This window comes from Enterobacter sp. CC120223-11 (assembly GCF_900215375.1).
Lineage (GTDB): Bacteria > Pseudomonadota > Gammaproteobacteria > Enterobacterales > Enterobacteriaceae > Scandinavium.
Window position 1 is genome coordinate 67313 of sequence record NZ_OBEF01000009.1, and the last position, 26640, is coordinate 93952.

Below are 26640 nucleotides of genomic sequence, written 5' to 3' on the forward strand. Positions count from 1 at the left end.
TCGCCTGTCGTACTCAGCGATTAATCAAAAACTGCCCTTAAACCCAATACTCCCTGTCACATCCTTGCTGACCTCGCTTTGTCCACCTTTGTTGCTCCATTCGCGGCCCACTTCGCCGTAGAACTGCAGGTCAGGTTTCACGCTCCAGGTGGCACCGGCAGCGGCTTCGGTGCTGGAATAGCGCTGGCCTGCGGTCAGTTTCGTGGTAGCAGTGCTGTTGCTGAAACGGGTGTTGTCCGAACCGCCCATGCCCTGCCACAGATTGACGCGTACATAAGGCGTCACTTCGCCCTGCCGTGTCTGGTAGTGGCCCACCAGACGAGTGCCGATGCGTCCGGTCACAGAGTCCCCGGCGTTGATGCTCGCTTTGGTTTTGGTATCGCCTTTCACGTCGATGTCGTCAAAGCTGCTGTGCTGCCAGATAAACTGCGCCTGCGGCTCCAGCTGCCAGCGGCTGTCGCCGAGCTGGTACGGTTTGCCGATTTCCACCGAGGCAGCGAAGCTGTTGCCGTTCGGTTTGTAAGATTTGCCCTCGGTTTTCAGGCGCAAATCGTGGCGACCGTACTGCAACACGTTATCGACCCAGAAACCGTTGTCCGCCGTCCAGGTGGCATAGCCGCCGAGGTACAGGGCGTGATCTTTGATATCACCCACATAGCCGTGGCTACCGCCCGCCTCGCCATAGATGGACGAACGGTTATCCAGCAGGCTGGCGTAGAGCCCGGTTTTCCATTGTTTGTTGGTCCAGATGTCGCTGCCCACCTGCACGCCGTTCATATGCGTATCGAGCGAAGTGCTGGCCGCATCGTTCAGCCGCGTTTTGCCCGCTTCACCCAGGTAGCGCGCCCAGACGCGTTTGTCGTCGTCGTTACCTTTGGCGAAGCTGTTCTCATCCCCCATGCGTTTATGCAGGTTACTCAGCACCGCCAGATCGCCGGTGCGCACGGCCTGCGCAATGCCGTTGAACAGTGGCACTTCTGAACGGTAATCGGTTCGCAGATACCAGTTCTCGCCCTGCGCTTTCAGGTCACCCGCGAAGAGGTGATATTCAAACGCACCTGCTTCCAGGTGATCCGCGCCAAGGGTGAACGCATCACGTGTCGATTGCGCGGTGGTCGTTGCGCCATTCAGGGCTTCCACCACTTCAATGCCGTTGCCGTGAGTCGGCGCGCCGAGACGGGTGATATCAATATTCAGCGTCGTCTGGCCGGAAGCCTTGCCGCCGTCGATCACCAGTTTATCCGCCGTGCCTTCGCTGCCTTTTTGCTGCGCGGCAAGATTGATGGTGCCGTTATCACCGACGTAATTGCCTTTTACCGTCAGTCGCGAACCGATATGCCCGCTGGTCAGGTTCACCGTCCCGGCGTTGTTCAGCCCGGCGATCTGCTGATTGTAGCCCTGCGTATCCAGCTTCGCGCCCTGGTAAACGGTATGAACGGAGTTTTCACTCAGGGTCTGCGTGCCGCCCGCCTGCAAGATACCGTTCACGACACGGGTTATGCCGCTGTAGCTGTTATCGCCCGTCAGCACCGTGCTGCCGCTACCGATTTGCTGCACGTCCCCTTTGCCGCTGATGTTTCCACTCAGCGTCAGAGTATTGCTGCGGTTCACCACCAGCGCGGTATTATCTTCAACATTACCGATAATCGCCCCGGTGGTGCCACCGTTGCCCAGTTGCAGCACTCCGCCGTTAATCGTCGTGCCGCCCGTGGCTTTGCTGTCGGCGGTGAGCGTCAGCGTGCCTTTGCCGAGTTTGGTCAGCCTGCCGCTGCCGGTCAGCGCGGTGGACAACGTGGCCTGATTGCCGTTGGTGTCGATGCCGCCGCCGTGTTCGCCGAGCGTTACCTGACGATCGGTGTCGAAGCCTTTGCCATACTGCAATGCCCCACCGTTCAACGTCAGAGTGGTGTCATGCACGCCAAGATTGTTGTCGGCGCTGACGTTCAACACCCCGCCGCTGACTGTCGTGCCGCCGCTGTAGGTATTGTTGCCGTTCAGTACCAGAGTACCGACGTCGGTTTTGTCGATGCCGCCAGAGCCCTGGATAATGCTGTTGATGGTTGTGGTCATATCCACGCCGTCGACGGTGCCGTCGCCCACGCGCAGAATAGTGTCTGCGGTGTGAGTGTTGATCGCATCGCCCTGCACCACGTAGCCGTCGGTGGCGAACTGCGCGCCGCTGATCCACACGTCGCCGAGAGATTTATCAACGGTGACGGTGCCTTTGTCACCTTCGAACACCGCAAAGGCATCATCATCAAACTGCGCGTTCAGCGCGCCCGATGGATTGGTGCCGTCGGTGGTCCAGTTGTCGTTCCCGGCCCCGCTCTGCCAGACGCCGTCACCGCCGTCGATGACGTTATTGTTTTTCTTCACGCCATCCTTGCCGCCCGCGCCGTCCCAGAAGCGCAGCTGCAGGCCTGCACGGTTCACCAGGTTCACCTGATGGTTGACCGATGTCTGCACGTAGAGGCTGTCCGCCGCTTCCGGCGCGTTCGCGATATCCAGAACGTTATTGTTCAGGCTGCCGGTGTAGTTGATCAGGCGGTACACCCCGACACCGAAGCTGCCGCCGCTGGTTTCGGTGATGTTCAGCTTGCCGTCGAGGTTCAGGTCGCCGTTGACGTCGATTAAGTCGTTGAGCTTACCGCCAACGATGTACGCCTCACCTAACTGGTAATCGAGCTGCGAGTTCTGACTGAACGTCAGGCTGCCGGTGGTGAGTTTACCGACGCTGTTCAGATCCCGGCCTGCCGCAATGTGGCCGTTGTCGGCAACGCTTACCGCGCCACCGATGATGCCGTCCCCGCCGAGCGTGGTACCCGCATCAACGGTTACATCACCGGTCGCCGCGTGCTGATCGCCGTTTACCAGCAGCACGCCCTGTTCAACGTGAGTTGTGCCAGTGTATGTGTTAGCGCCTGTCAGGGTCAGCGTACCGTCGCCCTCTTTCACCAGGCTGCCGTTAGCGCCGCTGATGATGCCGCTGATGGCATCGTTACGGTTCAGCGCCCCCTCGTGCAGCGTATTCGCACCGAGTTCGACGTTACCCGCGCCGGACAGTGAACCGATATCAGTGTCACTGTCGGCGCCCGCGATACTCACCACGCCACCCTGCTGGTTGCTGACCGTCGCACTGCGGCCCTGCGCGTTATTGCTGAAGTTCACCCGACCGCTATTGCGGATCTGCGCCTGGCCTGCGTCGGCGCTGTCGTTCATCGCAAGCGTTGCGCCTGCGCCGACGTTGATCTGCGCGTTGTCACCCTGCGCGCTGTCGTTGAACTGCACCTCACCTTTGTTAGTAATGTCGATAACAGAATCTGCGGCTTCGCTGGTCTCATTCAGCGTCAGCAGGCTGTCGTCAACGGTGAAGTGGTGCGTCAGCGTCGAACTGGCGTTATTCACGTTCAGCGTTGCGCCGTGGCTTAGATCGACCTTACTGCTGCCCAGGCCAAGCGCGGCGCTGGTTTCTGCATCCACAACCACGTCTGAACGATGATCGGTGCCGATAATCGCCGTGCCGCCCTGATAGCTGTTACCCCCGAGCAGCGTCAGCAGGCTGTCGGCGTCTGCCGTGCTGCTGCGCACGGTGAGCTTGCCGTTACCGCTAATCACGCCGTCGTCTTTCAGCGCGTGGCTGTTCAGATCGAGCTGCCCGCCTGCATCTCCTAAAATAATGCCGCGTGAGGTTTCCCAGTCCGCGCCGTTTTGCAGGGTCGAATTGTTGTTGATAGCGACGGTCGTACCCGCCGCGCCCAGGTTCTGATTGCCCTGAACCTGCAAGGTACCGCCTTCAATGCGGGTGCCGCCCAGGTAGTCGTTGTTGCCCTTGAGGATCAGCACACCGGTGTTGCCTTTCACCAGTTCGATCGAATCGCTGGCGTTGGCCTGCACGATATTCGACTCAATGGTCGCTTTCCAGTTTGCCGAGCCTGCGGTGCCGTCGCCCACACTCAGCCACAAATCGCCTTTTTTCAGTGAGGAATCTGACGGCACCGAGCTGTCGCTGGCCGCCGCAGAAAGCGTATCCACCGCATGCAGCGCATCGCCTTTGACCACGTAGCCGTCACTGGCGAACTGCGCCCCGGCGAAATGCACGTCTCCGGTTTTATCATCAACGGTCACCGTGCCCGGGGTACTCTGGAAAATAGCGTAGGCGTACTGAGCCCACGGCGCATTGCCTTTCCCGGAGGCGTTAGTCCAGTTGTTATCCCCGGCGTCGCCGCGCGACATCCAGACGCCGTCGCCGCCGTCGACGCGGTTATCCCCTTCAATGCCAGAGGCGCCGTGGTTGCGGGTCGCGATGTTTTCCGCACCGTCCCAGAACTGCAAATACAGGCCGCCGTCATTGACCAGGTTCACCTCATGGTCGATGTTGGTCTGTACGTAATAATCGTCTTCCGTGCCCGCCGGAAGCGAGCCGAGCTGCAGCTGCCCGTCGTTGTGCAGGCTGCCGCCGTAGTTGTAAACGCGATAGACGCCCGGCCCGAAGCTGCCGCCGGAGGATGTGCTGACGTTGAGCGTGCCGCCGAGGGTCAGGTCGCCCGCCACGTCGACCAGGTCATTGAGGTTGCCGCCCGGCCTGTAGGCTTCGCCGAATTCGAAATCGGAAAGCGTGTTTTTGCCAAGCGTCAGCGATTTACTGTTGACGATAAACAGCGTGCCGGTGCCGCCGTCGCCCGGTTGCAGGGTGGCGTTATCGCCCATCACGACGTTGCCGCCGAGTGTGCCGTGACCACCGAGCAAGGTGTTGTCCGCCACGGTGACATCGCCGCCCGCCGCGCTCTGGTTGCCGTTGATAATCAGCGAGCCCTGATTCACCCTGGTTTCGCCCGCGTAGCTGTTGTCACCGTTGAGGCGCGTCAGGCCGCTGCCGTCCTGGTGGAAGCTGCCGCTGCCGCTGATGATGCCGCCGAGGGTCAGCACTTTGCTGAGATTGATGGTGAACAGGCCGTTGTCGAGAATGCGCGTTGCTTCTGAGAGCGCCCCGGCGATGCCGCCGTTGCCCACCTGCACCGCTGCGCCGGTATCAATGGTCGTTTGCCCGGTGTAGGTGTTGTCGCCAAGCAGAACCGTGGTGCCGGAGCCTGCGCGTTCCATCTGGCCGTCGCCGCTAATGACGCCGCTGTAAACGGTATCGCTGTCGCCGTCGAGCACCAGTTTGCTGTTAGCGCCTGCCGTTTTAACATCCAGGTTGTTGATGCTGTGCGAGCCTGCCGTCGCGGCATTGTCGCCAGAGCGCAGCGTCGCGCCGTTGCTGATGTTCAGGTCGCTCACGCCCAGCAGATTATCTACCACGCGCATATCGGCTTTCGTGCCAGTCACGGTCAGCGCGTTCCAGCCGCTGCCGATGTTGGTGCCTTTGCTGAGATCGTCGCTGCCGAAGCTGCCGATTTTCGCCGCGTCGCCGTGGGTGTCGGTGAAGGTCAGCGCGTTGCCGCTGTTCGAGGCGGTCTGCACATGCGTCACCTTGCTCAGATCGACGTCGGCGATGCTGGCTTTGTCGTTGCCCTCAGCGCCGCTAAAATCAACGCTGCCCGCAAGCGTGCCCGCATTCCAGGCAAAGGTATCGCTGCCGTTGCCCAGATCGATTCGGCTGGCGACATTACCGCCGTTGATCCGCAGCGTATCATTTCCGTTACCCGCCATGACGTTACCGGTAACATTTCCAGATTCAAAAATTATGCTGTCGCTGCCTGCGCCGCTTAAAAGTGCGGTGCCACCGTTCGCCGCGATCAGATCGCCGCGGTTGGTGATGGTGTTGTTGGTGTCACTGCTGACGTTCAGCACCACGGAGTTCTGACTGGCGGTTTTCAGCGCTCCGCTGTTGGTGACGGTTTTGCTGCTGCCGGTGTCATCATCGGTGCCCGAGAGATCGATCAGCGATGCCGTGCTGCTGGTGCTGGTGGATTCCACATCGCCGGTGTTGGTGAAGGTTGTGGCAGATTTCGCATTGATCGCCGCAGCCGCGTCGCTGGCGGTGGTGATTTTTCCGCTGTTGCTCACCGACTTCGCATTCTCCGCCAGCAGCGCACTGCCGCCGGTTTTGTCGAGAATATTTACGGTGGTCGATGTGCTCACGTTGCCGGTGGTTCTGGCGCGAATACCGCTGCCGGTTGCATCCCCCGCCGCATTGCCGACGTTGATGGTGTAGCTGCCGTCGATGGTCAGATCCTTGCCCTGAATCAGGTCGCTGGAATCTTTATTCTCAAACGCAAAGCCCGCGCCGCTGCCCGCCAAATCGTTACCGGTAACATTTAAGACGTTATTAGAGCCGCCTGCGGTGAGAGAAACAGACGTCCTGATCGCCGGGCCGTCACCTGCGTTGATCGTGACGTTATTCAGCTGAATATCGGAGTTGTTAGCGTCGTTCTGGATACCGGCCCCGGTGCCCGCCACGTCAATTTCCGTGTTGGACGCGGTGAGCTGTTTTGCGCCGTCGGCCAGCAGGATGGCGTCGGCGCCGTCTGCCGCAGAGATGTGGTTGCCGGTCCCGGCGATATTCAGCGTCGCGCCGTTTTGCAGTTTAACCGCCGCTTCCCCGCCGTTCGCCGTTACGGTGCCGAGCTGTTTGACCTTCGCGTTCGCGCCGTTCACCAGCACGCCGATGTTACCGGACTGACGACCGTTGCCGCTGACGGTCAGCGCCGATGAGGACTGATTGTCGAGGGTGCCGTCGGTGTCGAGATTTACGCCGATATTGTTCTGACCGCGAATATCGAGGCCCGAGCTGCCGCTGAGGGTCAGCACGCCCTGGTTGCTGACATGATAGCCCGTGACGTTGCTCTGGCTGTCGAGGGTGGCGATGTTCGCATTCGAGGTGACGGAGGTGGCGAAGGTTTTGCTGTTGTCAGCGCCGTCCAGGCCGTGGCCTTTTCCGTCGACCACCACAGCCGTGGTGTTGTCGTGCTCAAGGCTGATTGCGCCGTCGGCAATGGTGCCGCTGGCCCCGCCGCTCACTTCGACGCCCACGCCGCCCTCATTGGCAACGTGGATTTTCGCTTTCCCGGTGCTGACGGTAGTGCCGCTGCCGTTCGCCAGTACCCCAACGGAGTTATCCCCTGTGAGGGTTAAATCGTACCCAACGCTGTCGCCATCAAAGCTTGCGCCGTGATCGAGCAGGAACAGCGTGGTATTGGTCTGCTGGTTGTCGTCGAGGGTCAAATTAGAGAGATTGACTTGTGCCTTATCGCCGTAGGCGTAGTAGCCAATCTGATCGCTGTTGTTGAATGTCACCGTAGTGTTCTGGCCGAGTTCTGCCTGCGCGTTGTTCCGCACGTGAACACCGATCGCCCCCTGCGCATTCAGCGTAATGGCCGAATCGACATTCGCGGTGGCCTGATGCTGTTCGTCTTTGCTGGCCACATAGACCGCATAGTTGCGGTATTTCAGGTCATCGCTGCCGTCGCTGTTTTTGATGACAGTAATCGTGCCTGTCGCCGTGGAATCCGCGTGAGCATCGCTGTTTTCAGCGTAAACCCGCAGACCGTTATTGCCCGCACCGCCCACGTTAATTTGACCGTTGTTGGTGACGCCTGCTGAGTCATGCGCGTACAAGCCAAAGTTGCCCGCCATGTTACTGGAGCCCGGCAGGGTCGTGCCCATCACGTCAATCTGCCCATTGTTGATGACCTGGCCTTGCCCGCCGTCAGAGAGCATCCCGATGGCGTTGCGAACGTATTTCCCCAGCAGGATCTTGCCTTCGTTAATGACATCGCCCGTGCTCTGACTGCGCACGGCGGCGCTTTGCGTCGAACCGCCCGCCATTACCGCTTCATCACTTTGAGCGCTGCTGCCGTCCAGCTGTACGCCAATCTTAATGGTGCCGCTGCTGGCATTCGTGAAGGTGGAATTGCCAAGCACGTTCACGCCGTAAGCTGCGGCGCTGCCGAGCGTATTGCGCGGGTTGTTCACCACGTTAATGGCGCTACTGTTGGTTGCTGCGGTATTGCCTTCGGCGTGGATCCCTTCCGCCACCGCATTGCCGTTATCGGCCAGGGCGACGTTCAGGATGCCTTTGTTAGTAACGCGGCTGGTGTTGCTGCCGGTGGTGGTGGCGAAGATGCCGATGGAGCCCTGGTTGATGATATCGACATTGCTGACCACGATATGATTGACGCGGGAGCCATCTTTTTCGATAAACAGCCCGGCGTTCAGCGTGCCGTTGTTGGTTGCCGTCGCGTCGCTGGCGTACATCCCGTCGGCGCGTGCCCCGGTTTCATTCCAGGTATTCAGCGCCCCGTTATTGACGATTTCCGCGCCCGCTTCCGCATGCATTACGCCCTGGTGACTGCCGGACACCGCCAGACTGCCCTCTTTGGTTATTTCGCCCAATGCGTCTTTGCCGGTGGCAAAGATCACGCTGACGTTACCCGCGCCCTGCGTGGCATTGCCGCTGTGGCTTTGATCGTCAGACCAGAGGTTGTAGGTCCAGTCAACGTTCTGCGACTGCCTGGCATCAAGCAGCTCCTGGATGATCGCCTGATAGGCGCTCTGCGCGCCGGTGGCATCTTTTACCTGCACGCCGTTGATGGTTTCTTCCCCAACCAGCCAGAGCTGGAGCTGCGTCGGCTGCCCTTTCTCAGACTGGGTCAAGAAGTCGTTCACCTGCGCGATATCACTGAGCGAATTGACGGTGAAGGTCCTGGCAGGCCCCGCGACCACATTGCCCTCGGCATCCATCGAGAACGTCGGGACCTCAATGGTTTTATTCCAGCTGTGTAAAGCGCCGCTGCCGGAGTTGGTATCCGATGGCAGCGTAATCGCCCCGCCAAACTGAATGTAGTTGTCAGACTGCCAGTGGGTCTGGCTGCTGTTGCCCTGTGCGCCTTCCGCGCGGGTCAGTTCGGTATTTTTGGTATAGAGACGCAGCGTATTTTGCGCATCGGCAATGGCGGTTGCGCCGTTGGTATCCGCGCCAATATCCACGGTGACGTCACCGCCGTCATCGGTAATGTGGCTGATGCCAAAATGGTTGTACTGGTAGATGCTGTCGAAGTCATACACGGCCACGGTAATATCGCCGAGGGTGCGGGTTCCGGCATTCTGGAAATCGTCGGAGTTGTAAATCGTGATTTGTTCAACGCTGCCATCGGTGCCTGGAATGATCAGATCCATCCCCGTTCCAGGGGCCGGGTTGTTAAAACCTGAAGAGACAACATACTGGTCAATATTATCGATCGTGATCGCATTGCCCTGGCTGTCGGTGATGGATTTCATCGACCCGGAAGCGAGCAGCTCTTTTAAGGTTTTATTTTCAGAAGTGCCGTTTGTGCCCATGGTGATATCTGGCACCGGGCCGTTAATCGTCAAATTCGTGCCGCCGACCCAGGTCGTGTGCTGCACATCCGGCTGCGCGGCGATGGCATCGCTGAGCGTGGCAAAATAGCCAAAATCGTCATACACCCCGTCTTTGTCCGGCGCCGGCAGATAGACGCCTGCCTGAGACCAGTTCACCGTTTCATCCGCCGCCAAGGCGGGAGAGAGCAGCACGCTGCTCAGGGCTGCAGCGGCAGCAGCTCGCAAGGCGCGGCGGACGCGACCTTTCTTGCGGCTGCGGGTCGTTTCTGAGGCGACAACCCATAACCCTAATGCTGAACTCCAGACAACACGATAGATTTTGTTCATAGCGGCGGACCTTCTGCCTGCCATTTAACAGGACGAAGCGAGATTAAACGGGCAGTGAAAAATGAAATATCGCCCCGGCAAAAATCCGCAGGATCCTTCAGGGCGATGTAAGTAGTTGTAAGGGCGTTGTAAGATTTTGTTTCTGACACATACTATTTTTGATTCTTTAAAATCTTTTTGACCATTATCAAAAAGCGAGAATCGTCCTAAAACAACCAGGAAAATTCCTATAGGGGATGTGAACGATTTAACCAGGGCGGAACATTTCTTTCCCATTGCGCGACGAAGGGAAACACCGGGGGAAAACTATTTTCCGGGTAATGGTCAGATAGAGGAAACTATGAGGCGGGGAATAATGAAGATGAAAAAGCTTTCTTGATGCATAGAAGAAGACAAAAACGCCGCGATACCACCGCATCGAGGCGTTTTTAAACTTAAGCGATTACAAAAACTCAATAATATCGTCGTCCTGAGGCTTGCTGCCGCTCAGCGCTTCGTCGAAGTAGTGCTTCGGCACGGTGAAACGCAGATGATCGAGCGCGAACTGCATGCTGCGGTCGTCGATGGCGTGACCTAGCTCATCCACGATGTCCAGCGTGACGTCGCCGCCTGCCTGGATCAGTGCTTCCTGGGCCGATACCGCGTACGCCAGATCAATGACTCTGTCTTCGCCGCCGTGAATCAAATGCACGGTGGTGGCGGTGGTGGCTTCGGTTGGCAGCGTTGCGAAGCGTCCGCTGAAAGCGATGATGCGTGACGCCAGGCCCGGTGCTGCTTTGGTGCTTTCCAGCGCCATGATCGAGCCCTGTGAGAAGCCAATCAGCGCGGTGGCCAGTGGGCTGACGCCGCTCTCTTTCTGCCAGTGCCGTACCGTCTCGATGAACGTTGGCATGATGGCGTCGACCCGGCCCTGACGGTTTTCTTCCGTCACGCCCTGCACCGAAAACCACTGTCGGCCCGTCGGGCCGCAGGGTTCCACGCCGCCGACGCTGACGATCAGCGCTTCAGGGAACAGCGGCGCAAACCAGCTGCCAATCTGCCCCATCGCCACCGGGTTATCGCCCACGCCATGAAACAGCAGCAGCAGTTGCTTCGCCGGGGCGGAAGGGCTCTGGACAACAAAATGGTCGTGTTTCATGGCTTTCTCCTTAGTCTGTTGCAGGGGAGTCTACGCCGTTGGGCGGCAATGACCATGACATTTAACTGAATGACTTAGTTAAAAAAATTGCAGGTTTTTGACCTTGTCCGCCAGACGCTGAGTCCGCTGTGGGTCGAGCGATATCAGCGCATGAGCCGTTTCTTCACGCAGCTGCGCCAGCAAGGCTTTTCGTCCACCGTGCGCCTGTGCAGCCGGGCTTTGAGGCTGAAGCGCACTGCGCAGCGCGGGCGACGGCAGCGCGACCGTGGCGACAAGCCGGTTAAGGCTCCCCACCGCCGCCATCAGCGGGCGATGGGCAAAGGCAAACCCTGCCAGCTCCTGCCAGTCATCTTCTGTAAGGATAGTCTCTGACGGCGGATTCGCCGTGGGCGTGGACTCATCGCGCCAGGCCGCCAGCCAGGCTTCGTCGCGAGCGAAGCGTTGCTGTTCGCGCTCTGCCAGCGCCTGCCCTGCCGCATTCAGCGGATAAATCGCCATGGCGCTGTAGCAGCCGCTGCTGGCCTCGCGGTGGGTGCCAAGCCGCAACAGCCGGAAGCCACATTTTTGCCAGAAGCGCCACAGCTCATCAGTAAAGCCAAAGCTCACGGAGAGATAATCGCAGCCGTCCGCGCTGGCGATGGCTTGCTCAATCATTCTCTGCCCGATGCCCTGCCGCTGACGCTGCGGGTGGATGGCAATACGGCTGACGCGTCGGCTTCGCAGCGTGGCGGCCTGCGGGCTACCGCCGTGTGCGGCTAATGACTGCGCCACCAGGTTGCCACGCGGGCGGCGGAATCCGGCCCAGACGGCTTCGCTCAGCGCTTTGCTCAGGCCGCCCTCTTCGACCAGCCACAGTGCGCCAACCCGATCCTGGGCTTCCTGTGCGCTGACAAAGTGCTGGCCCGGCGCGTCCATCATGCGTCGCAAATCCAGCGGCGAGGTGCGGTAATGCGCGGCACAGAGCAGTCGGTACATCGACGCAGGTAAATCAGGCTCCTGTTGCCAGGCGCTTTGCTCCACTGGCCTCAGGGATAGTGGCCCGGGTACTGATAATTCGGGCAGTGCGTCGTCAAACAGTAACGCCTGAGCCACAAAAATCTCCAGCGGGCAGCCGCTGGCCCAGCGCACGGGCTGATGCAAAGAATAAGTTTTCAGATGTGAAAAGCGCGCGCAAAACTTGAGTAAGAAACCGCGCCCCGTACCTTCATAGCCCTGAACCGTGGTGGTTAACAGCGCGCGCTGGAAACGCTTAACCAGCTTCTCCAGCAGCGGGCCGGGAATGGCGGCGGCTTCATCGACTATCAGCCAGTCGGCCTGTTCTGATGAGGCCAGCAGTGCATCGGGAGCCATAAAGCGGAAGCGTTCCCCGGCGAAGTGAGCGAGCACGTCGGTGGCGGCTCTGGCCGGGGCGGTAACAATAGCGGTGCCTGGAAGCGTTCGTAAGTGCATTCCCGCCAGGGCGGATTTGCCGCGTCCACGCTCCGCCGTTACCACCGCCACGCCGGGTGGCATACTTTTCAACGCCGTCAAAATGTCGGCCTGTTCTGCCTGCGGTTCGCCGTTAGCGGCATGCCACGCCGGGCGGGCAGCAAATTCAGGCAGCGCGAAAGGCTGAGGCTGTTGCCAGATCAGGGCCTCGGCATCGTTTTGCAACGTTCGACAGAAATGATGGACAAAGTGCGGCGTGAGGATCGGTTCAGGGCTGTCGCTCCAGCGGATGGAATCGGCATCCGCCCTCTCGTGCCAGCGGTTTAAATCGGGCGTCAGCAACACCAGCCAGCTTCCGGCTTTCAGCGTTCCGGCCAGCGCCGCGAAGGCGGCAACGTCAAACCCGTCGCGGGCATCAAAAAGGGCGTGTTCGAACTCACGCCCGAGCAGCGTTTTCACGGCCGAAGGCGCACACCAGGGTTCAGGTTGCGAGTGAGGGCTGATAAACAGGCCGTCGCCGCCGAGAGTTTCTCTCAGCCACTGCGCCTGCTGTTCAGCCCAGTCGACTTCGCCGCTCAGCACCAGCAGGCGGCGAATGCCCTGCGCCTTCATGGTCGCGGTTAACGCGAGAATGGCTTCCCTGTCGGTCATCAATCAGTTCAGCGCAGTTTTACCGAAGGTGTTGCACTGGGACGGATCGCCGCTGTCAAAGCCGCGTTTGAACCAGGTGTAACGCTGCTCGGAGGTGCCGTGGGTGAAGCTGTCCGGCACCACGCGGCCCTGGCTCTGCTGCTGCAGACGGTCGTCGCCAATCGCCTCGGCGGCATTCAGCGCTTCCTGCACGTCACCCGCTTCCAGCACGCCCTGCTGCTGCATGCTGTGGCCCCAGACGCCCGCGAAGCAGTCGGCCTGCAGTTCCATTTTCACCGAGAGCTGATTGACCTGCGTCTGGGAAGCATTCTGCTGCATCTGACGCACTTTCGGCTCGATGCCGAGCAGCTTCTGCACATGGTGGCCGACCTCATGGGCAATCACGTAGCCCTGGGCGAAGTCGCCGTCGGCGCCGAGCTTGCTTTTCATGTCATCGTAGAAGGAGAGATCGATATAGACTGTGCTGTCCGCCGGGCAGTAGAACGGGCCCATCACGGACTGGCCGGTGCCGCATCCGGTGCGGGTTGCGCCGCGATACATCACCAGTTTCGGTTGCTGATACTGGCGGCCCATTTTCTGGAAAATCTGCCCCCAGGTGTCTTCGGTGGTAGCAAGAATCACGGAGGTGAATTTGGCCGCTTCTTCATCGTTCGGGCTGATAGAGCGCTGAGTGCTCTGCTGCTGCACCATCGGCTGGCCGGTGAGCATGCCGGTGAGATCGACGCCGTAATAGCCAGCGACCACCACAACAATCAGCAGAATAATGCCGCCTTTACCGCTCGGCAGACGAAAACCGCCGCGCCCACCGCCCATTGGCGGCATGCCGCCGGAATCGTTCCGCCTGTCTTCCACATTGTCGCTTTCGCGACGACCTTGCCAACGCATAGGAACCTCTGAATTTTATGTTTCTGATACAGAGATCGTAGGCGGTTAAGCGTGGAATTACCATAGTAAACAAGGCAGATAGCAAAAGAGGATGCTAAGCATCCTCTCATTTTATAAGGAGTTAGGATTAATCGAGGTTCACGCCCAGACGACGAGCCACTTCTTCGTAGGCTTCAATCAGGCCACCGAGGCTCTGGCGGAAGCGGTCTTTGTCCATTTTATCCATGGTGTTTTTGTCCCACAGGCGGCTGCCGTCCGGGGAGAACTCGTCGCCGAGAACCACTTTACCGTTGAACAGACCAAACTCAAGCTTGAAGTCGACCAGGATCAGACCGGCATCGTCGAACAGCTTTTTCAGCACGTCGTTAGCTTTGAAAGTCAGCTCTTGCATGGTTGCCAGATTTTCTTTACTGACCCAGCCGAAAGTTTCGCAGTAGGATTCGTTGACCATTGGATCGTGCATGGCGTCGTTTTTCAGGAACAGGTCGAACAGCGGTGGATTCAGCTCGATACCTTCTTCGATGCCCAGACGCTTCACCAGCGAGCCTGCCGCGCGGTTACGCACCACGCACTCCACAGGGACCATATCCAGTTTTTTCACCAGACATTCGGTATCGGAGAGCAGCTGCTCCATTTGGGTCGGAATGCCTGCTTCTTCCAGCTTGCTCATAATGAAATGGTTGAACTTGTTGTTCACCATGCCTTTACGGTCGAACTGTTCAATACGCGCTCCGTCACCTGCTGACGTATCGTTGCGGAATTCGAGCACCAACAGGTCCGGGTTTTCCGTGCTGTAAACGGTTTTCGCTTTGCCGCGATACAACTCAGCTTGCTTTTGCATCTTTCAATACTCCGGTCAGGAAAATGAACAAAAAATCAGGTTTTCTGCGCTACGCACACGTTTGCGTATCATATCAGAAAAAAGGGCCGGATTGCGCCAGCCCTTTAAAATCTTACTTAAATGCCGCCTGGAACACCGCCACCAGCGCGTCGTTCTGCGACTGGGTCAGGGTGTGTCCTTTCGGATCGATAAACTGCATGCTGCTGCGGTTATCGAGGTCGCCGACCTGCAGCTTGTAGTCACCAGAGGTCAGGCCCGGGTCACGAGCGCCCAGATCGCGCCAGCTGCTGTCCGACAGCGGTTTGTAGGTAACGGTCACGCTACCGGTAGAACGGGTGCTGTCGGTCACTTTCATGCCCACTTTTTCAAGCGTGGCCGGAAGCTTCTGCCACACCTGGTTGAACGGTGCACGCACCACCAGCATTGGCAGGCCGGTGTCATCTGCGGCGCTCTGCACGTCGAAGGTGGCACCGTCGCGGCTTTGTGCGGCGTTCTGCGCGGTGGTCGCGTTCTTGTCCAGACCGGCGGAAATCACGTTCAGCATTTCGGCGCTGTAGCGCTGCATGGAAGCGGCATCGGCAACCGGTTTACCCGCCTGCTCAAGATTCAGCAGTTTCACCACTACGGCCTGTTGATAGCCCTGCGGTTTCACGGAGACCTGATAGCGACCGCGGTACTGCTGGTCTTCGTCCAGACGGTTCCACTGTACCCAGTCGGTGGTCAGAGACTGCGAAGCATCGTCACGCTTGTCGATGGTGTAGTTTTTGCCCTGAATAATGCTCACTACCTGCGGCCACAGGTTGCCGCTACGGCCGCTTTCGACCAGCAGCTGAGCGGTGTCACCGGTGAACTGGGTGCGCGCACCGGACACCAGCGCTAACGGCTGTGCAGGCGGACGAATATCCAGCGCTTTCCCCGTGGCACCGTCGCCGCGAGCAACCGGGATGTTGTAGTCGCCGTTCTGAATCGGCAGGATCATCCCGGCAGGCGCGTGAAGTTCAGAAAGCGGCGCCGCTTCCAGGTAGGATTCATCACCACTTACCTGGCGCTTGTAGCGCGAATCGGAACTGCAGGCTGCAAGAAGCAGAACAAGCGAAACACCCGCAACTTTTGCCAGCTGCGACTTCTGTACTGAGTAAGCCATCAAATCTCCCTAAACTTTACAGCAAACCGGCATGCTTCAGCGCGGAAGCCACCACGTCACGGCCATGGGCGGTGATCGGGGTCATTGGCAGGCGCAGCGTATCGGTCGCCACAAGACCCAACTCCATACAGGCCCATTTCACCGGGATAGGATTGGGTTCGACAAATAATTTATTGTGCAACGGCATCAGACGCTGGTTAATCGCACGGGCTTCAGCAAAGCGCCCGTCGGCGGCCAGTTTACACATTTCCGCCATGTCGCGCGCGGCAACGTTAGTGGTCACGGAAATCACACCGTGGCCGCCGAGCTGCATGAAGTCCAGCGCAGTAGCGTCATCGCCGCTCAGCAGAATGAAGTCGTCTGAAACCAGCTCTTTGATCTGGTGAACGCGACTTAAGTTCCCTGTGGCTTCCTTAATACCGATAATATTTTTGATTTCGGCAAGGCGGCCCACGGTTTCCGGCAGCATATCGCAGCCGGTACGGGACGGCACATTATACAGAATTTGTGGTAAATCAGTATGTTCGGCAATCGCTTTGAAGTGCTGGAACAGCCCTTCCTGGGTCGGGCGATTGTAGTAAGGGGTGACGGTCAGACAACCGACAATGCCGCTGTTATTGAAGCGCTGGGTCAGGCTGATTGCTTCGGCGGTGGCGTTCGCGCCTGTACCGGCAATGACAGGAATACGGCCATCGGCAAGCTCTACGGTCATCAGCACTACGTCGCCGTGCTCGTCGTGGCTCAGGGTGGCAGACTCCCCGGTCGTCCCTACCGACACAATCGCCGAGGTTCCGTTGGCGACATGGTAATCAATCAGTTTTTTCAGGCTGGAACGGTCGACCTGACCTTTTTCATCCATCGGCGTGACAAGCGCTACAATACTTCCCGTGAACATGGGCCATCCTCGGTGCGGGTGCGGACAAGAGCCTCAATGGTACGTTTGGTCCTGTTATAAAAGCAAGAGAGCAGAGACACTCAGGATGTTGTATGCATGTTTTTTTTATGCTTTCCTAGTCACAACCTCCCCTTTTCACAGGAAGAACAGGTTTGACAGCCTCCCTGCATCACTATCTGGTGATTACCGCCCTGGGTGCCGACCGCCCCGGCATCGTAAACACCATCACTCGTCACGTCAGTAGCTGTGGCTGTAATATTGAGGACAGCCGCCTGGCGATGCTCGGCGATGAGTTTACGTTTATTATGCTGCTCTCCGGCTCCTGGAACGCCATTACGCTGATTGAATCGACCCTGCCGCTGAAAGGGGCGGAGCTGGATCTGCTGATTGTGATGAAGCGCACCTCGGCTCAGCCGCGCCCGGCGCAGCCGTCAACCGTCTGGCTGCAGGTGGAAGTGCCTGATTCACCGCACATCATCGAGCGTTTTACCGGTTTGCTGGACGCCAATGAGATGAACATCGCCGAGCTGGTGTCACGCACTCAGCCTGGCAATAACGCCTCTGCGCCGCAGCTGTTTATTCAGGTGACAGCGCACAGTCCGGCGTCGCAAAATGCGGCGAAGATCGAACAAGCGTTTAAAGACCTGTGTACAGAACTGAAAGCGCAAGGCAGTATAAACATCGTCAATTATTCACAGCATGATGAACAAGATGGAGTTTAGTAATGACCCCACTGAAAGCCGGTGACATCGCACCGAAATTTAGCCTGCCCGATCAAGACGGCGAGCAAGTAAATTTGACCGACTTCCAGGGACAGCGTGTTCTGGTTTATTTCTACCCGAAAGCCATGACCCCGGGCTGTACCGTCCAGGCCTGCGGCTTGCGCGACAATATGGATGAGTTGAAGAAAGCGGGCGTTGAAGTGCTGGGTATCAGCACCGACAAACCGGAAAAGCTCTCCCGTTTCGCCGAAAAAGAGCTGCTGAATTTCACTCTGCTTTCTGACGAAGACCACCAGGTCTGCGAACAGTTTGGTATCTGGGGCGAGAAGTCCTTCATGGGCAAAACCTATGACGGCATTCACCGCATCAGCTTCCTCATCGACGGCGACGGCAAAGTTCAGCACGTCTTCGACGACTTCAAAACCAGCAATCACCACGACGTGGTGCTGAACTGGCTGAAAGAGAACGCCTGATAACGAACCTTAAGAAAGAAAAGGCCCGTTTGCATCTCATTGCTGACGGGCCTTTTTTTGCTTCATTGCCCGGCGGCGCTCCCGCTTGCCTGGCCTACAAATTCTCTATGTATCGTAGGCCGGCGTCAGGCGTGGCCGCCACCCGGCAGTGTTGTCGCTATTTTACTCTGCCGCCGCCGGGCTGTCCGGCCAGGCGTGTACCACCGCTTTAATCAGCGTCGCCAGTGGAATGGCGAAGAAGACGCCCCAGAAGCCCCACAGGCCGCCGAAAATTACCACTGATAGGATGATCACCAGCGGGTGCAGGTTCACCGCCTCGGAGAACAGCACCGGCACCAGCAGGTTGCCGTCGAGTCCCTGAATAATCAGGTACACGGCAAACAGGCTCCAGAACTCCGTTCCCAGGCCAAACTGGAACAGCGCCACAAACACCACAGGAATGGTCACTACGAACGCGCCGATATAAGGGATCAGCACCGAGACGCCCACCAGCACCGACAGCAGCAGCGAATAATTCAGTCCGAAAAGCAGGAAGCCAATCCAGGTCGCCACGCCAACCACGATCATTTCCAGCACCTTACCGCGAATGTAGTTGGTGATTTGCTGGTTCATCTCCTTCCACACCTGCCCCGCCAGCCCGCGGTTTCGTGGCAGCACGCGGCGCACGGCGTTGAGCATCTGCTCTTTGTCCTTCACCAGGAAGAACACCATCAGCGGCACTAATACCAGATAGACGGCAAGGGTCAGCAGCCCGACCAGCGAAGCAAGTGAGTATTTCACCACTGAATCACCCATGGTCGTCATTCGCCCGCGCAGGTTCTCCGCCATCGCATCGATGATCCCCGCATCCATCAGGGCCGGATAGCGGCGCGGCAGCGTGGCGGCAAAATCAGAGAGCTTATTGAGCATGCCGGGCATGTCGCGGATTAAATTAATGCCCTGTTGCCAGGCAACCGGCATCACTACGAACGCCATTAGCAGCATCGCGCCGACGAACAGCACCAGCACAATGGAGGTCGCCCAGCGTCGTGAGCAGCCGATGCGCTCCAGGCGTACGGTCGGCCACTCCAGAAGATAGGCCAGTACCAGCGCCACCAGTAACGGTGCCAGCAGGCCGCTGAAGAAGAAGAGAATGCCGAAACCGGCAAGCAGAATGACCAGCAGCGCTATCGCTTCCGGGTCGCTAAAACGACGACGATACCACTGCATTAACATTTCGAGCATGACTACACCGTTCCCTGAATGGCGGGCAAAAGGCCCGCGTGAATTGTATCGAAATGTCACGAAATTGCCTGTGCTTTTTGCCCTGCGCCGCACTGTACAGCAAAAGTCGCCCGCGGCTATTTCCAGGCGTGCCTCAGCCAGCTAAACTGCCAGGGCAGCCGACAGTGGAACGTTACGCCGCGTCGTCGGTCAAACTGGCACACCCTACAGACAGGACCGAGTTATGTTCAGGCAGTTAAAGAAAACGCTGGTTGCGACTCTCATCGCGTCGTTGACCCTGGGCCAGGCCCTGCCCGCCTTTGCGGACACCGCCGATTCCCTGCCGGATATGGGCACCACCGCAGGCAGCACGCTCTCTATCGGACAAGAGATGCAGATGGGTGATTACTACGTGCGCCAGCTGCGCGGCAGCGCGCCGCTGATAAACGATCCTTTGCTGGTGCAGTACATCAACGGTCTCGGGATGCGCCTGGTTTCCCACGCCAACTCTGTGCGCACGCCGTTCCACTTCTTTTTAATTAACAACGACGAGCTGAACGCCTTCGCCTTCTTCGGCGGCAACGTGGTCCTGCACTCGGCGCTGTTCCGCTATGCCGATACCGAAAGCCAGCTGGCTTCAGTTATGGCGCACGAAATTTCACACGTGACTCAGCGCCACCTGGCGCGTGCCATGGAGGATCAGAAGCGTAACGCCCCGCTGACATGGGTTGGCGCGCTCGGCTCCATTCTGTTAGCGATGGCAAGCCCGCAGGCAGGGATGGCCGCGCTGACGGGCACCCTGGCAGGAACCCAACAGGGGCTTATCAGCTTCACGCGCCAGAATGAAGAGGAAGCGGACCGCATCGGGATCCAGGTCCTGCAACGCTCCGGCTTCGACCCGCAGGGCATGCCGCAGTTTATGGACAAGCTGATGGATCAGTCCCGCTACTCCTCACGCCCTCCGGAGATGCTGCTGACGCACCCGCTGCCGGAAAGCCGTCTGTCTGATGCGCGTAACCGCGCCAACCAGATGCGCCCGGTCGTCGTGCAATCCTCAGAAGATTTCTACATGGCCAAGGCGCGTACGCTCGGCATGTATAACAACGGGCAAAACCAGCTCGGCAGCGACCTGCTCGACAACTGGTCGAAGGGCAATATCCGCGAGCAGCACGCCGCGCAGTACGGGCGCGCACTCCAGGCCATGGAAGCCAGCAACTATGCCGAAGCCAGCAAGCAGCTACAGCCGCTGCTGACGGCAAACCCGCAGAATGCCTGGTATCTCGACCTCGCCACGGACATTTCGCTGGGGCAGAAAAAGAACGCCGAGGCGGTCAACCGCCTGAAAGCGGCGAAGGATCTGCGCACCAATCCAGTGCTGCAACTGAACCTCGCCAACGCCCTGCTGCAGTCCGGCAATCCGGGCGAAGCGGCCACCCTGCTCAACCGTTATACGTTTACCTATAAAGACGATACCAACGGCTGGGATCTGCTGGCGCAGGCGGAAGGCCAGCTTGGCAACCGCGATCAGGAACTTGCCGCGCGGGCGGAAGGCATGGCGCTGGTTGGCCGACTCGATCAGGCGATTTCCCTGCTCAGCAGCGCCAGCTCGCAGGTCAAGCTTGGCAGTCTGCAACAGGCCCGCTATGACGCGCGCATCGATCAGTTCCGCCAGCTGCAGGACACCTTTAAACCCTATATGAAAATGTAAGGACACCCGATGAGTCACCCGGTCTCGATTTACCACAACCCGCGCTGTTCCAAAAGCCGCGAAACCCTGGCGCTGCTGAAAGAGAAAGGCGTTGAGCCAGACGTGGTGCTGTACCTTGACACGCCGCCGGATGCCGCCACGCTGAAAAGCCTGCTGAAAATGCTCGGCATGAAAAGCGCCCGCGAGCTGATGCGCCAGAAGGAAGATCTCTACAAAGAGCTGAACCTGGCGGACAGCGCGCTCAGCGAAGCCGATCTGATTAAAGCGATGATTGCCAATCCGAAGCTGATTGAGCGCCCGATTGTGGTGAAAAACGGCCAGGCGCGCATCGGTCGCCCGCCGGAGTCGGTGCTGGAAATTCTGTAATCTCTAACGCCGCAGCGCTTCCAGAAAAGCCTGCGGCGTGCGCTCACCTAGCTTCTTCTGCACTTTCCCCGTGTTCCACAATTCACACAGCCGCTGCGCCAGTGCGTCAGGCTCGCTAGCCGCCGGGATCAGCGTGCTCAGGTTTTCCGTGAGGGTTATCGCCGTGCCACTTGCTTCCGGCTGGCGGGTAACGGTCAGCCCCGGCATCTCAATTGAGAGCCATTTTATGGCTTCAGTCTCAAGACATTGAATATCAGCCGGACAGCGTGCCAGCATTTCAGTCAGCCAGTTTTTGACCAGCGGGAGCGACACCCCGGAAAACACACGCGCCGAGCACCAGCCGCTGACAGGCTCACGCGCCCACAGCAAATGATGTTCGCCGCCGTCGTCCATAGTCATCGACAATCTGCGGTAGTGCAGCGTCAGCGTATCAGGCAGATGACCGCCCTTCAGCGCCCGGACGCCCTGCGGCCCCGACCTTTCCCGCTGGTGCGCCGGGCGAAGATAGCGGTTAAGAGTTGCTCTGGAAACCGCAATCCCCAACCCTTCGGTCACCATAAACAGCAGTTCATCCAGCGGGGCGTGCAGCGTGTCGCGCAGGGCATTCACCACCGCTATTTGTTCAAGTCTCATCGCTTTGTGTACCACATCAGGCGTGGTCGGGCGATCGCCTGTCTGCTCGCGATTACGCCAGCGCCGCACGGTAGTCACCGAAATCCCCAGCTCTTTAGCCAGCTCACGGTCGCTTTTATCGGACTCCTGCAAATAGCGGCGAACTCGCGGTGTGGTGGTGGCATTGGCGTGCAGCTTAATTTCCATCGTCAATTCCTGGTGGCTTCATAGAACCAATCATATGAGACTTACATTATCAACGCGCTGGCATTGTGACCGAATTCACCTTTCACCGCCTGGCTTTCATTGATAATCCGCAGTCATAACACACAACCCGACTCTCAGTCTCGTGCGGAGCTCACAATGAACAATGTTCTGGGATTTTTAGAAGCCAAGCTGATGCCGCTGGCGGCAAAGGCTTCGCAGCAGCGCCACCTGTGCGCCATTCGCGGTGCCTATGTTTCATTCATGCCGTTTATTATTGTCGGCTCGATCCTGCTGGTGATTTCCTCGTTCCCGAATCAGGGGTATCAGCAGTTCATGTCTCACACCTTTGGTGACAGCTGGAGCAGCATCGTCGAGATCCCGTTCAACGCGGTGTTCTCCACCATGTCGCTGTTTATCAGCTTCCTCGTCGCCTATCGCCTGGCGGAACACTACAAAGAAGACCGCCTTTCCTGCGGGATCCTGGCGCTGGTCAGCTTCCTGATCCTCACCCCTTTCATTAAGGTGGCGGAAAACGGCGGCATCACCGTGATGCCCGTCGAATGGATCGGCACCAAGGGGCTGTTCGTGTCGATGATCGGTTCCCTGCTATGGACCGAGCTATTCTGCTGGCTGAAGCGCAAGAAGTTGGTCATCAAAATGCCGGACGGCGTGCCGCCTGCGGTGCAGGAGTCTTTCGCAGCACTCATCCCGGCGCTGCTGGTAATGATCCTGGTGCTGGTTATCCGTATCGGCTTTGAAAATACGCATTACAGGACTATTCACCAGTTCATTTATGAAGTGGTCGCCACGCCGGTGCGCCACTACGGCACCTCCTACTTTGGCGCGCTGATGACGGTGTTCAGCATCACTATTCTGTGGTCCGTCGGCATTAACTCCGGCTCGATGATCAACGGCATCATTCGCCCGCTGTGGATGGAGAACCAGACCGACAACATCGCCGCCATTCAGGCAGGCGTGACGCCGCCGCACATCATTACCGAGCAGTTCTTCGACATGATCTGGATGGGCGGCGCGGGGGCCACGCTGTCGCTGGTTATCGCGATGCTGATTTTCGCCCGCAGTAAAAACATGCGCGAAGTGGCACGCCTCGGTGCAGGCGCGTCCATTTTCAATATTAACGAACCGGTGCTGTTCGGCCTGCCGGTGATCATGAACCCGATCATGCTGATCCCGTTCAACCTTGTGCCGCTGGTGCTGGTGACCATCCAGTATGTGGCCATGAAAATTGGCGCGGTCGCCGTCACCACCGGGGTGTTTATTCCGTGGACGCTGCCGCCGGTGCTGAGCGGGTTTATCGTCACCGGGCACCTCTCCGGCAGCGTGATGCAAATCCTCAACCTGCTGATTGGCGCGATGCTCTACCTGCCGTTTATGCGCATTCTCGACAAGCAGTACCGCGCCGCGGAAATCATCACCGAAACAGAAACCAGCAAGCTTGCAAAACAGGAGTCGTAACGATGTGGGGAATTATTGCAACCTGGCGTATGGCGCTGGAAGGGGTTACCGAGGCCGCCACTCAGCTTGCCGCAGGGAGCGGTGCATCGGCGAGTATCGTCGATGCCGTTGCCGCCGTTGAAGATTTTCCGTACTACAAATCCGTGGGCTACGGCGGATTGCCGACGGAGAACGGCGAAGTGGAGCTGGATGCCGCCTTTATGGATGGCGATACGCTGGCATTTGGCGCGGTGGGCAATCTGATTGATATCGCCAACCCGGTGCGCGTGGCGCAAGCGCTGAGCCGCCAGCGTTACAACTCGCTACTGGTTGGCCAGGGCGCGCGCGAATGGGCGCTGGAGCAGGGCTTCGCCGAAAAAACTATGCTCACCGACCGCGCGATGCAGCATTACCGCAAGCGCTGCCGAGAAACGCTGGATAAAGGCCTGAGTCCCTATGACGGCCACGACACCGTCGGTATTATCGGCCTCGACAAGCAAGGCTCGATGAGCGTCGCGACCTCCACCAGCGGCCTGTTTATGAAAAAGCGCGGGCGCATCGGTGACTCCCCAATTATGGGCTCCGGTTTCTACTGTGACAGCGAAACTGGCGCGGCCACCGCCACGGGCGTGGGTGAAGATTTGATGAAGGGCTGTACCAGCTATGAAATCGTTCGCCGCATGGCGGGCGGCATGACGCCGCAGCAGGCCGCCGATTCGGTGGTGTTTGAACTGGAAGACAAGCTGATGTCGCGATTTGGCCGCGCAGGCGATCTCTCGGTGGTGTGCATGAACCGCAAGGGCGAGTTTGGCGCGGCGACCAACATCAAAACCTTCTCGTTTGTGGTGGCGACGGAGAAACAGCCGCTGACCGTGTTCCGTGCGGAACGCCGCGCAGAAAAAACCCATTATCAGCCAGTCGACGATGAATGGATGCAGGCCTACGCCGCACGCATTCGCGCCCCGATTGAGGAGTAAAGGAATGGAATACCGCATTATCGCTGAGGCTGCTGCTCTTGCCGAAGGCAGCCATTTAATCACCTCGCCGCGCAGCCCGCTGCTGGCCTCTCTCGACCTGTCCGCTATGGGCGAAATGCTCGCGCTGACTGAAAAAGGTGAAGTGGCAGACTGCCGCTTTGCCTGTGCGCCTTTTTCACGCGTGACGCTAATCCCGGAATCAGCCTGGCACGATACTTTGACGGACGAGTTGCTGGCCCATCTGCGTCCGCTATTCAAAGCCCCCGTAAGCGAAAACGTGGCGCTGGATTTCTCCGTCATGACCGAACCTCGCGTGCGTGATTCAGCGCTGCGCTGGTTCTTCAACCTCGATCATCAACTCGACGATCTGGGTCTGAAAACGACGGCTGGTCGCAGCGTGCGGGTCAAAACGCTGACCGTTTTCTGCCAGCCCTCACAGCAGGAAGCCTTGCAGAATGCCTGTCGCCAGCAGTCAGCCATCGCCAGCGGGATGCTCGCGGCTCGCCGTCTGGCAGATATTCCCTCGGAGACCTGCACGCCGCAGTTTGTTGTGGAGGAAGCTCAGAAGCTTTGCGCCACATTCCCGGCGCTGCGCTGCGAAGTGCTGGATGAACACGCCATTCAGGAGCAAGGACTTGGGCTGCTGCATGCCGTCGGTAAAGGTTCCACGCGTCCTCCTCGTCTGCTGGCTATTCACTATGATGGCGCGGCAAACGGCCCGGTTCGCACCTACGTCGGCAAAGGCATTACCTTCGATACCGGCGGCCTGTGGCTGAAGGAAGGCGCGGGTATGTACACCATGAAGTACGACATGTGCGGCGCGGCGAACGTGCTGGGGCTGATGCTGAGCATCGCCGAACTGGTGCTGCCGGTGCGAGTGATGGGCGTGCTGGCGCTGGCAGAAAATGCCATTGGCCCGGATGCAATGCAGCCCGGAAGCGTGGCGCGAGCCTGCAACGGCATGACGGTGGAAATCAACAACACCGACGCCGAAGGCCGCCTGGTGCTGGCGGACGCCATTGCCTGGGCCAGCCAGCGCCATAAGCAGACGCATTTCATTATCGATATGGCGACATTAACGGGTGCGGTAGTGAAAGCGCTGGGCTATGAGCTGAGCGGGCTGATGACGCAAAGTGAAACCCTTCGGGAGCAGCTCACAAGCGCCGGGAGGAAAAGCGGCGATGAAGTGTGGTCGCTGCCGCTGGATAATCGCCTGAAAAAGCAGACCGAAAGCGCGATTGCCGATCTGTGCAACACGCCGACCAATAACGCCGCGATAAGCGCCTCAGCGGCTTGGCTGCTGCAATACTTCTGCCCCCCGGAAATCCCCTGGGCGCATCTGGACGTCAGCGGCACGGCATTGTGGCGCGAAGGAGGAAGAAGCGTGGCCTCCGGCAGGCCGATTCCGCTGCTGGTGCAGCATCTGTTGGACGATCTTAAGTAGCGGAGTTCCCCCTCTCCCCGGCCCTCTCCCAGTGGGAGAGGGAGAAAAGCGCACGTGGCCATTTCCTCAGTCCTTCAGGAGAGGGGGAAGAAGACAGTACAGAACAGTTCCCTCTCCCTGTGGGAGAGGGTTAGGGAGAGGGACAGCTCTACAGCTTGAGGATCTCTTTCACAAAAGGAATCGTCAGCTTACGCTGGGCGGTGATTGACGCATGATCGAGCTGATCCAGCGTCATAAACAGGGTGCGGGTTTCGCGATCGAGGCGCTTCATCAGGAAGCGGCACACGTCTTCCGGCATTTCAAAGCCGCGCATTTTCGCGCGCAGCTGCAACGCCTGAAGTTTGTCTTCATCCGACAGCGGCTGCAGCTTGTAGATTTGTCCCCAGTCGAGGCGCGAGGCCAGATCCGGCAAGCCCAGATTGAGCTGACGCGGCGGACGATCGCCGGTGATCAGCAGACGCGTTTTGCCGGATTCCAGAATGCGATTGTAGAGATTAAAAATCGCCATTTCCCACAGATCATCCCCGGCAATGCACTCGATATTGTCGATGCAGACCAGCGCCAGCTGCTCCATTCCCTCCAGCACTTCCGGCACAAACCAGGTGCGCTTATCAAGCGGAACGTAGCCCACGGCATCGCCGCGCTGTGACAGTTCGGCGCACGCTGCGTGCAGCAAATGGCTGCGGCCAGCGCCTTCACGTGACCAGACGTAGATATATCCGCTGTGTTCCTGACGCAGCATGGTTTGCACTGCGGCAAGGAGAGAAGAGTTATCGCCCGGCCAGAAACTCGCGAAGGTTTCGTCGTCGGGAAGATAGAGTGGCAGAGAGAGCTGAGCCGGAGCGTTCAGAGTGACCTCAACAT

17 protein-coding genes are annotated in these 26640 nt (G+C 58.7%); 7 read left to right on the forward strand and 10 right to left on the reverse strand.

Annotation, left to right across the window (positions count from 1 at the left end):
• Positions 1–24 precede the first annotated feature (24 nt).
• The 7 genes from CRO87_RS12290 to dapA all read right to left on the reverse strand — a co-directional run bounded on the left by CRO87_RS12290 (position 25) and on the right by dapA (position 16609).
• The gene (locus CRO87_RS12290; RefSeq protein WP_097163231.1) at positions 25–9627 is read right to left on the reverse strand and encodes an autotransporter-associated beta strand repeat-containing protein; all 9603 of its coding nucleotides are present in this window, start codon (positions 9625–9627) and stop codon (positions 25–27) included.
• A 442-nt stretch (positions 9628–10069) separates the two neighbouring features.
• Positions 10070–10765 (reverse strand): esterase, encoded by a 696-nt coding sequence (gene ypfH / locus CRO87_RS12295; RefSeq protein WP_097163232.1) that lies wholly within the window; start codon positions 10763–10765, stop codon positions 10070–10072.
• 78 nt (positions 10766–10843) lie between these two features.
• Complete coding sequence (locus CRO87_RS12300; RefSeq protein ID WP_097163233.1) at positions 10844–12844, reverse strand: tRNA(Met) cytidine acetyltransferase TmcA; 2001 nt, start codon at positions 12842–12844, stop codon at positions 10844–10846.
• A gap of 3 nt (positions 12845–12847) precedes the next feature.
• Positions 12848–13729: a neutral zinc metallopeptidase gene (locus CRO87_RS12305; protein WP_097163234.1), complete on the reverse strand. Its 882-nt coding sequence runs from the start codon at positions 13727–13729 to the stop codon at positions 12848–12850.
• A gap of 127 nt (positions 13730–13856) precedes the next feature.
• Positions 13857–14570 (reverse strand): phosphoribosylaminoimidazolesuccinocarboxamide synthase, encoded by a 714-nt coding sequence (purC, locus tag CRO87_RS12310; protein WP_097163235.1) that lies wholly within the window; start codon positions 14568–14570, stop codon positions 13857–13859.
• A gap of 112 nt (positions 14571–14682) precedes the next feature.
• Positions 14683–15714, reverse strand: a complete 1032-nt coding sequence (bamC, locus tag CRO87_RS12315; RefSeq protein ID WP_097163236.1) for an outer membrane protein assembly factor BamC — start codon at positions 15712–15714, stop codon at positions 14683–14685.
• Positions 15715–15730: 16 nt separating this feature from the next.
• Entirely contained in the window at positions 15731–16609 is an 879-nt protein-coding gene (dapA, locus tag CRO87_RS12320; RefSeq protein WP_097163237.1) for a 4-hydroxy-tetrahydrodipicolinate synthase, read from the reverse strand.
• A 152-nt stretch (positions 16610–16761) separates the two neighbouring features.
• On the opposite strand from dapA, the gene CRO87_RS12325 reads away from it, so the two are divergent.
• Together CRO87_RS12325 and bcp are read left to right on the forward strand one after the other, a co-directional pair.
• Positions 16762–17331 carry a glycine cleavage system transcriptional repressor gene (locus tag CRO87_RS12325; protein ID WP_097163238.1) on the forward strand — a complete coding sequence of 190 codons (570 nt, stop codon included), beginning with the start codon at positions 16762–16764 and terminating at the stop codon, positions 17329–17331.
• Positions 17332–17333: 2 nt separating this feature from the next.
• Complete coding sequence (bcp, locus tag CRO87_RS12330; RefSeq protein ID WP_097163239.1) at positions 17334–17804, forward strand: thioredoxin-dependent thiol peroxidase; 471 nt, start codon at positions 17334–17336, stop codon at positions 17802–17804.
• A 162-nt stretch (positions 17805–17966) separates the two neighbouring features.
• Here bcp and CRO87_RS12335 read toward each other — a convergent pair whose 3' ends face one another.
• Positions 17967–19028 carry an AI-2E family transporter gene (locus tag CRO87_RS12335; RefSeq protein ID WP_097163240.1) on the reverse strand — a complete coding sequence of 354 codons (1062 nt, stop codon included), beginning with the start codon at positions 19026–19028 and terminating at the stop codon, positions 17967–17969.
• A gap of 223 nt (positions 19029–19251) precedes the next feature.
• On the opposite strand from CRO87_RS12335, the gene bepA reads away from it, so the two are divergent.
• Together bepA and arsC are read left to right on the forward strand one after the other, a co-directional pair.
• Positions 19252–20715, forward strand: coding sequence for a beta-barrel assembly-enhancing protease (bepA, locus tag CRO87_RS12340; protein ID WP_097163241.1), 1464 nt, complete (start codon positions 19252–19254; stop codon positions 20713–20715).
• Positions 20716–20724: 9 nt separating this feature from the next.
• On the forward strand, positions 20725–21081 hold the full coding sequence (arsC, locus tag CRO87_RS12345; RefSeq protein ID WP_097163242.1) for an arsenate reductase (glutaredoxin): 357 nt from the start codon (positions 20725–20727) through the stop codon (positions 21079–21081).
• A 3-nt stretch (positions 21082–21084) separates the two neighbouring features.
• Here the strand turns inward: arsC and CRO87_RS12350 are convergent, their stop codons facing one another.
• Positions 21085–21900, reverse strand: coding sequence for a helix-turn-helix domain-containing protein (locus tag CRO87_RS12350; protein ID WP_097163243.1), 816 nt, complete (start codon positions 21898–21900; stop codon positions 21085–21087).
• Positions 21901–22056: 156 nt separating this feature from the next.
• Here CRO87_RS12350 and celB point away from each other — a divergent pair, with 156 nt between their 5' ends.
• From celB to CRO87_RS12365, 3 genes are read left to right on the forward strand one after another with little or no spacing between them, the layout of a single operon-like run.
• The gene (celB, locus tag CRO87_RS12355) at positions 22057–23376 is read left to right on the forward strand and encodes a PTS cellobiose transporter subunit IIC (protein WP_097163244.1); all 1320 of its coding nucleotides are present in this window, start codon (positions 22057–22059) and stop codon (positions 23374–23376) included.
• A gap of 2 nt (positions 23377–23378) precedes the next feature.
• Positions 23379–24332, forward strand: a complete 954-nt coding sequence (locus CRO87_RS12360) for a N(4)-(beta-N-acetylglucosaminyl)-L-asparaginase (RefSeq protein ID WP_097163245.1) — start codon at positions 23379–23381, stop codon at positions 24330–24332.
• Positions 24333–24336: 4 nt separating this feature from the next.
• Entirely contained in the window at positions 24337–25776 is a 1440-nt protein-coding gene (locus tag CRO87_RS12365; RefSeq protein WP_097163246.1) for a M17 family metallopeptidase, read from the forward strand.
• 148 nt (positions 25777–25924) lie between these two features.
• Here the strand turns inward: CRO87_RS12365 and CRO87_RS12370 are convergent, their stop codons facing one another.
• Entirely contained in the window at positions 25925–26626 is a 702-nt protein-coding gene (locus CRO87_RS12370; protein ID WP_097163247.1) for a DnaA inactivator Hda, read from the reverse strand.
• Between the last annotated feature and the right edge of the window lie 14 nt (positions 26627–26640).